Genomic DNA, 5,774 nt, shown 5'->3' with positions numbered 1-5,774 from the left:
AAGCGTTTGTTCTGTCACACCATCCATCATCAAATGTGGCTGATTGCCGATATTCAATGCCCAACTCGTCTTCTTTCGCTCGCCAGTGGAAGTGATCGTTCGCATGGTTTCATCCATCTCCTTTTGATGTGTAAGCGTTTACCTTCTCATTCTACCTGTCATTTGACCTATTCTGCAACCGTCAACTTGACCAATTTAAACGATGACTTCGCTTGACATTCAGTCTATCAAACTCAACGCTTTTTGACGATGTCAGGAATTAACATCGTCCTTGTAGACGTAGACGGCAACGAGATCAATCAAGACATGGATGATGATCAGCGGCCAGAGTGTCTCGAGCGCTAGATACAAGTAGCCGAACCCCGCCCCGATCAGCCCCGTCACGAGAATCGCGAACCACCCTTGATAACGATGGGCAATCCCGAACAGGATGGCACCGATCCAGACAAAGCTAACGTCTGAAAACGGTAAAAATAATCCGAGCGTATGAAAGAGAAACCCGCGATAGATCAACTCTTCCGTCACTCCTGCCATCAGCGCGACCATTTGGAACCCGGTTCGCTCCTCTTTTGTTCGCGGCAGAATCAGTCGTTCCGCCTCACTTTGATAGAGCGGCAACAAACGTTTGCGAAACGCTGGAACGGTCGCTGTCAAAAGCAAGACGATACAGAGAAAGACGATCAGTCCGATCGTCGCGTACCAGATTGGTCCACTTGGGACAAAAAACGTCAAGCCGATTTCCGGTAACAGCGTACCGCTAATCAGCGTTCCACCGACGAGCAACAGACATAAGATACCGCTCGACTGGACCATCGAGGGGTAGAATTCCTTGCGAGGAACGATCGTCAAATCGACCGGACGGACCGCTGCGATGATTGAAAGGACGACGAGCAATCCGAGTAAAAATCCATTTACGAAGAGATACATGACTTCGACTCCTTTTTTGATTCCACACTCCCGTCACAGAAAGTGCTATTAGACCCTACTAAAATATGATACCATTCAGTGGAATCCTATACAGAGGAGAGAACAATATGCGAAAAGTTTTTCGAATCAGCATCTTGTTCGTACTGTTCGCCCTCATCGTCAGTAGTTTCATCTACTGGCAAAATCGGGAACGTGTTCAAAATGAAATGTATCGTACGTATTATGGACAGCATGGCGTACCTGCCGAGAACATCGACATCTACGAACAAGCCGCGGCACGTTACGGCATCGACTGGAAGCTCCTCGCCTCCATTCATCGCGTCGAGACGATCTTCTCAAACTCGTCAGCGATGCAATCGTCCGTTGGCGCCATCGGCCCGTTCCAATTCATGCCGAAAACATGGGTCGGTTGGGGATACAAAGGCGGCACGTCGCTCGGTGACATCGAGCATGACGGCATCGACGTCACGGATCCGGAAGCCATCAAAAAATATGGTGGTCTCGGAGTCGACGCGGACGGCGACGGCAAAGCTGACCCAACGAGTCTCGTCGACAGCGCCCACACGGCAGCGAAATACCTGAAACAACACGATGTTACGAAGACATCGGACCGAGACACGCTCGCGACAGCACTGTTTGAATACAATCGCAGTGAACAATATGTTTCTGACGTGCTCGCCCAATATGATCGTTACCAGCAACACGTCGAGGCGATCGATGCGAACGACCTCGATCTCAAGAAGAAGACACTCGCGTTCTTCCTTCGCATCAGCTCACGTTTGACCAATTAAAAGGAGGCACCACCCATGACACCAGCCGATTCTTCCGAACTCTTGATTGAGGAATCGTCGATCCGCGTCCAGACGACGTTTGATCGAGACAAGACGAAACGCTATTTACGCAGCTACATCTTTGACGACATCGCAGAAGGTACGCACGTCGCCGCTTTAATCTACACACCACGGACGACGGACGCCTTTCTCTCTGGAACGACGACACAACGTGCGTACAATTTGATGAAGAAATATGTCAGTGATCCTGTTAAGCAATATGACATCATCAGTTTGATGCCGGACCTGCTCGTCAGCGAGGATCTGCCGTTCGCGCAAGCGAGCTTCGATGAGATGAACTATGAATTCGTCGCGAAGACACTTGCTGAAGTCAAAGCAAAAAATGGCGTCGTCCTCTGTGGCTGGGGATCGCCTGGTCGCCTGATGCACCACCTGCCGGCATATGAGGAACTGTTTGAGCAGTATGCCGACATCCTCTATTGCTCCGGCATCACGAACAAAGGCGAACCGAACCATCTACGCTTGACGATGGACGATAGCCCGATGATCACGTATAACGACATGAAACAAAAAGCGAAAAAATTGCGTCGTAAATGACACAATAGACCCTTCCATAACGGAAAGGGTCTTTTTTTGAAACATTTTCCATCAGCTTCCCGTATAATCAAGGTCTACATATTACATAGCAAGGAAGGTCATACGATGCCATTTTGGGATGAAGAGTTACAAGAAGAAACGATGATTTCAGTCAATGAAACAGACATTAAACGAATCGAGCAAGCCGTTAACGGTCGACTCCCTGCCCGTTACCTCGAACAAATCCGGGAACAAAACGGCGGTGCTCCGGAAGCCATGGCCGTGATGGTCGAATTCGAGAATACATGGTCGGACGAAGAAACTGGATTGCATCTCCCACTCCGCTCCATGTCGTCATTGACATTCGAACGGTATCTAGACGAATTGTCGATCCTCCGGGAATGGGACGTCGAGGGAAGCGTCATGATGTTCGCGGAAGGAGAAGGTAGCTATTTTTGGTACTTCCACTTCACGGAAGCCGCCGAGCCGACTGTCTGGTGCCTCGATATTTCAGATGAGACGACACATTTCGTCGCAGCGACCTATGACGAGTGGTTAACGAAGCTAAGTACTGATGTTCCGGAAGTTGTCATGTCAGAATTCGTACTGCTGACGCTACCCGAAATCAAGGATATCCTTCGTGGAGATGACGAAAATGAAAAGCTCCTCGCCTACTCCCACTGGATGATTCTCGATGAAGAACAGGAAGAACTCGTTGAAGCGTTCATGACACTGATTGAACGAAACGACCATCCTGATTTCCTTGACTCCTATGCGTATTACCTCATGGAAGTCTTGACGAACAACCCGGAATTGTTAGAACAGAAACGAGCCGACGTCACGGCCTTGATTCTCAGTAAAGAGGATGATCTCGATGCAGAAGATATATTGTCTCGGATCGACGATGAGGAAGAGTTTTGACCTAAACCATAAAGCCAGTATTCCTCGTCCATTCGGATGACGAATACTGGCTTTTTCGCATATCTATCCAATCGTTTAAGACAACATCAACTCAAGCAGACAATCGACGAGATCCTTCTCGAGTTCGAGTGCTTGCAACTGGTGCATCATGTTGACCGGGTCGAGCTTTTGTGACAATAGACGGTAGAGACGATCCTTTAAATCATAGCTGATTTCCGCTTGGTCGAGGAACGCATACAACCGGTCCATCTTGTTCTCGTTCGTTGAGATCTCGACTTGAAGCGACAACGTGATCGTATCGGTCACTTCACCGAGTTCGACACGAAGGGACTGCGTCGCATGATCATAGACACCGGTAACACTCTCTCCGTCGCGCTGAACGTATCCTTCACGGACTCCACGTAAGATCAACGTAATCGACCGGTTTTCCGGTAGTAAGTCACGGTGTCCGGTTGGTGCCGCGATCGTCAGCTCACGTGCTTCCCAGTCGAGCGCAAACGTCGTCTCGACATTGACACCGTCGCGGTGCGCGACACCCGTGCTATCGTCTTCAAATAACGTAAAGCGATTCGATGCTCCTGGGAAGACGACGACTTCGAGATCGTCCGGATTATGCAGGGCGTTCGACTGTTCGAGATGACGACCGAGCGGCACGATCGCACCGGCTTTTGCGAGGACGCCTTGGTCTTCGAGATAACGGAACAGACGAATCTGTTTGCCGCCACGGTACCGGTGCCCATTGAAGAAATCGAACCATTCCCCTTCCGGTAACCACGCTGTCGTCGCCGTCATGTGCAGTTTCCGGTGCATCGGTGTGACCATCGGCGCAACGATCAGTTCTGTTCCGAAGTAGAACTGATTCGGGACGTTATACGCTTGATCGTCTTCCGGATGCTCATAATACATCGGTGAGACGAGTGGCAAGCCGTCAAAATGATTGCGGGCATTCATCGTATAGATGTACGGCACGAGCTGGTGCCTTAGTTGCAGATATTTCTTCATGACGTTCGCCGCATCGGTTGAATAACGCCATGGTTCTTTCCCGTTGAAGATGCTCATCGTACTGTGCAGACGCATGATCGGACTGAAGACGCCATACTGGAGCCAACGTGTCGATAACTCGTCATCTTTCTCCCCGCGTTGGTGTCCCCCGATGTCATGACTCCACCATCCATAACCGATGTTCGACGCTGTCGCCGTGAAGTACGGCTGGAATTGGAGCGATGCCCACGAGATGATCGTATCGCCTGAGAAACCGACCGGATAACGATGACTTCCGGGTCCCGCGTAACGCGAGAAAATCAACGGTCGATTGCCGTCGCGAGCAATATCAAGCGCGTGATAATGATTGAGCATCCAGAGCGGATCAAGCCCTTTCATCTTCGAGTTCGCGCCCTGTTGCCAATCGATCCACCAGAAGTCGACGCCATCTGCCTCATGCGGATGATGTAGCTTCGTGAAGTAGTTCTCGATGAACGTTCGATCCGAGAAATCAAACGGGATCCGGACATCCGATTCAGGATCGACGCCCATCGCGACTGCCATCGCCTCGTAGGCTTCCTCAAATCCACGCACACCGTCCGCCGGGTGCAAGTTGAGCGTGACCATCCGGTCGTCGTCCTTCAACCATTGCAAGAAGCCGCGTGGATCCGGGAATAGATCACGGTTCCACGTATAGCCCGTCCAGCCACTTCCGTAGCGTTCCGGGATATCGGTGACGTGCCAGTCCATATCGATGACACTGACCGAGAACGGAATGTCTTCTGTCTTGAAGCGCGTCATCAAATCCTTGTATTCCTTCTCACTATAACGCCAGTAGCGACTCCACCAGTTGCCGAGTACCTGACGTGGTAACATCGGCGTCGGTCCTGTCAGGTGGTAGAAGTCACGCAGTGCCTGTTTGTAGTCGTGACCGTATCCGAAGTAATAGATATCATGCGTCCCGGAGCGTCGCGGTTCGACGAAGTGGTCTTCCGTCAGAACGAACGCGTTCGAGTCGTCGATCGCCGCGTAACCTTGCCGGGAGAGAATCCCTTCTTCAAGTGGGATGACGCCGTCCGCATGATCAAGCGTCCGTGCCGTTCCTTTTAACGTCCGGAGCGGTCCGCCGAACGTATAGCGGCTGTAGTAGGTACTGAAGTTCCCTAGGACATCGATATAGAGTGTGTTCGCAGCGAACGGTCCCTTCGTATAATGCAGATGGACGTGCTCGGTGATGATTTGCAATTCTTCCTCGTTTTCGACGATGCGGTAAGCAGGTACCGGAAAATCGCGATTGAAGACCGTTTGGGTCGGTCGATCCTCGAATTGTCCATCCGCCGCGTACTCAAGTCGGATCATCCGACTCGTCAAGACCGTGAAACGGTAGACATCTCCTTGGATGATGGCGTCTGGTCGTGCTTGAGGTTTCATGTCGCGCGTGTAGAAATGGGATTCATCAATTGTTCGCATACGGGTTCGGGACTTGCGCCCCTTTCACTTCCTTCCAGGCTAAGTAGTGTGCAACCGATTACACATCTAGTGTATAAGAGCTGTCTCTTATACACATCTCCGAGCCCC

Annotated in this window: 5 protein-coding genes; 3 read left to right on the top strand and 2 right to left on the bottom strand. The window is 51.0% G+C overall.

Annotated elements, in window-relative coordinates; translation table 11 throughout:
• Positions 1–252 precede the first annotated feature (252 nt).
• Positions 253–927 carry a CPBP family intramembrane glutamic endopeptidase gene (locus tag F8N00_RS15710; RefSeq protein ID WP_421018541.1) on the bottom strand — a complete coding sequence of 225 codons (675 nt, stop codon included), beginning with the start codon at positions 925–927 and terminating at the stop codon, positions 253–255.
• 107 nt (positions 928–1,034) lie between these two features.
• On the opposite strand from F8N00_RS15710, the gene F8N00_RS15705 reads away from it, so the two are divergent.
• From F8N00_RS15705 to F8N00_RS15695, 3 genes are all read left to right on the top strand, one after another.
• Positions 1,035–1,718, top strand: a complete 684-nt coding sequence (locus F8N00_RS15705) for a lytic transglycosylase domain-containing protein (protein WP_035397942.1) — start codon at positions 1,035–1,037, stop codon at positions 1,716–1,718.
• A 15-nt stretch (positions 1,719–1,733) separates the two neighbouring features.
• Positions 1,734–2,315, top strand: coding sequence for a DUF1643 domain-containing protein (locus F8N00_RS15700; RefSeq protein WP_075642144.1), 582 nt, complete (start codon positions 1,734–1,736; stop codon positions 2,313–2,315).
• Between the two features lie 105 nt (positions 2,316–2,420).
• Positions 2,421–3,215 (top strand): SMI1/KNR4 family protein, encoded by a 795-nt coding sequence (locus tag F8N00_RS15695; RefSeq protein ID WP_421018540.1) that lies wholly within the window; start codon positions 2,421–2,423, stop codon positions 3,213–3,215.
• A 75-nt stretch (positions 3,216–3,290) separates the two neighbouring features.
• Here F8N00_RS15695 and F8N00_RS15690 read toward each other — a convergent pair whose 3' ends face one another.
• On the bottom strand, positions 3,291–5,666 hold the full coding sequence (locus F8N00_RS15690) for a TIM-barrel domain-containing protein (protein WP_421018539.1): 2,376 nt from the start codon (positions 5,664–5,666) through the stop codon (positions 3,291–3,293).
• Positions 5,667–5,774 lie beyond the last annotated feature (108 nt).

It is taken from the genome of Exiguobacterium sp. A1_3_1 (assembly GCF_048985645.1).
GTDB lineage: Bacteria > Bacillota > Bacilli > Exiguobacteriales > Exiguobacteriaceae > Exiguobacterium_A > Exiguobacterium_A indicum.
The sequence above is the reverse complement of the archived record's forward strand: the minus strand, read 5'-3'. Positions and strand labels throughout refer to the sequence as shown.

Bases quoted from the DNA above. Each gene is read 5' to 3' on its own strand.
- F8N00_RS15710 (WP_421018541.1), bottom strand. From the start codon at position 927: ATGTATCTCTTCGTAAATGGATTTTTACTCGGATTGCTCGTCGTCCTT.
- F8N00_RS15705 (WP_035397942.1), top strand. From the start codon at position 1,035: ATGCGAAAAGTTTTTCGAATCAGCATCTTGTTCGTACTGTTCGCCCTC.
- F8N00_RS15700 (WP_075642144.1), top strand. From the start codon at position 1,734: ATGACACCAGCCGATTCTTCCGAACTCTTGATTGAGGAATCGTCGATC.
- F8N00_RS15695 (WP_421018540.1), top strand. From the start codon at position 2,421: ATGCCATTTTGGGATGAAGAGTTACAAGAAGAAACGATGATTTCAGTC.
- F8N00_RS15690 (WP_421018539.1), bottom strand. From the start codon at position 5,666: ATGCGAACAATTGATGAATCCCATTTCTACACGCGCGACATGAAACCT.